Origin of the sequence: Kocuria tytonicola (assembly GCF_003687455.1) — a bacterium.
Taxonomy (GTDB): Bacteria; Actinomycetota; Actinomycetes; order Actinomycetales; family Micrococcaceae; genus Kocuria; species Kocuria tytonicola.
Genome location: NZ_PHOA01000210.1, coordinates 1 through 817 on the forward strand (window position 1 = coordinate 1; position 817 = coordinate 817).

Sequence of the window (817 nt, forward strand, 5' to 3'; positions counted from 1 at the left end):
GAACGGTGGCCGGCGGGCCGGTTCCCACGGGCACTCCGCAGGTGTCCTGGCCTCCGAGGCGGCGCTCTCGCACCCGGGACGCCGCTGGTGGCCGGCGCTCGCGGCTGCGCTCGTGGTGGTTGCCACGGTGTGGGGGCTGGCCCGGTGGGCCGCTCCCGGAGACGTGGTGGCGGACCCGGCGTCGTCGGCGGCCTCCCTCGGGCGGGAGAGCGCCGCGGGAGCCGCCACGGACGAGACCGGTGCGGGCGGGGAGCGAGGATCGGAGGGGCGGACGCCCACCCCTCGTCCCAGTGGTGCCCGCCCTGGGTCCCCGCAGTCGACGGCCGGATCCTCGGGGCAGGCACAGGACCGTGGGTCCCCCGGCAGGAGCACCGGTTCGGGGGCCCCACATGCCCCCGGGGCCAGCATGCAGGACCTCGAGCGCGAAGCGCAGCAGGCCGTACGGGACCTCGTGGCGGCCCGCGCGGCAGCGCTCTCGGCGGGCGACGAGTCCGCGGTCGCTTCCGTGTACGTTCCCGGGTCCCGGCTGGCGGCGAAGGACCGGGAGGTCATCCGGCGGGCGGGTGCCCAGGACACGGGTGGAACGGGATTCACCGCCTTCTCCGGAATCAGCATGGACGTGGTGGAGCTCAGGGAAGAGAGCACGGCCCGCGGCCCCCACGTGTCCCCCGCCGAGGCGGCGAGGACGCGAACCTACCGAACGGAGGTGGTGACGCGGGGATGGCACGGGGGCGTGCCGACGGGAGCCCACGTGACGCGGAAGGGCGGGGAGGCGGTCCAGACCCTGCGGATCTCGGTGGTGCAGACGCCCGAGGGG

General features: G+C 76.3%; 1 pseudogene. It reads left to right on the forward strand.

Annotated elements, in window-relative coordinates:
• Nucleotides 1-817 (forward strand): annotated as a pseudogene (locus tag CWC38_RS12175) (hypothetical protein); the annotation flags it as partial.